The organism is Paenibacillus sp. P4_E11, assembly GCF_056401635.1.
Genome location: NZ_JBFUIX010000658.1, coordinates 1 through 679 on the forward strand (window position 1 = coordinate 1; position 679 = coordinate 679).

At 51.7% G+C, this 679-nt stretch carries 1 protein-coding gene; it reads right to left on the reverse strand.

Translation table 11 applies throughout. The annotated features are described in order from the left end of the window. Nucleotides 1–655 (reverse strand): ROK family protein (locus tag AC1DWB_RS36745; protein WP_477545971.1); only part of this gene is annotated, 655 nt, incomplete at its 3' end. Nucleotides 656–679: the final 24 nt, after the last annotated feature.

Consider the following 679-nt stretch of genomic DNA (forward strand, 5'->3'; position numbering starts at 1 on the left):
GTGCAGACAATACAATCTCACATTGCTCGGAGAACGATGGAAGTGCTCGGCTTGCCACCTGATCCCTTGCCTTCTCCAACAGCCTGTCCCCTAGTACAGACAGCCTCCCCCCGATCACGATTGTGGCCGGATTGAAGATATGGATCAAGTTGACCAGCCCATTGCCCAGATCGGTACTCAGTTCTTCAATCACGCGAAGAGCTAGAGGATCGGCTAACTCGGCGGCTTGCCGCACGCTCTTCTCATCGATCGCACTCTGATCCTCTTGTATCCATTCGTGAATCTTGGAATCCGCATAGAGGGGCAAGTATTGTTGGACGCGATCAATCATAGCCAATACGGATACGTGGAGCTCGAAGCAGCCGCGGTTGCCGCATGGACACTGCGCGCCATGAATATCCAGCGACATATGACCGATCTCGAGGAACGACTTATTCGCCCCTTCCAAATACCAGTCGTCAATCATGACGCAAGCCCCAACTCCCTCATTGAGCGATACATAGATGAAAGGGCTTGATTGAATCGTGCTCAGCTCCCTCTCAGCCATCGCGGATAAGAGGGTCTCGTTCTCGATCAAGATATGTGCGTCGAATTCTCGACTCAGCCGGTTGTAGAGATCGATGTTCTTCAGCTTGAACAAGGAGGAAGCGATCATCGATTTCCTTTCTTTATCCAACAC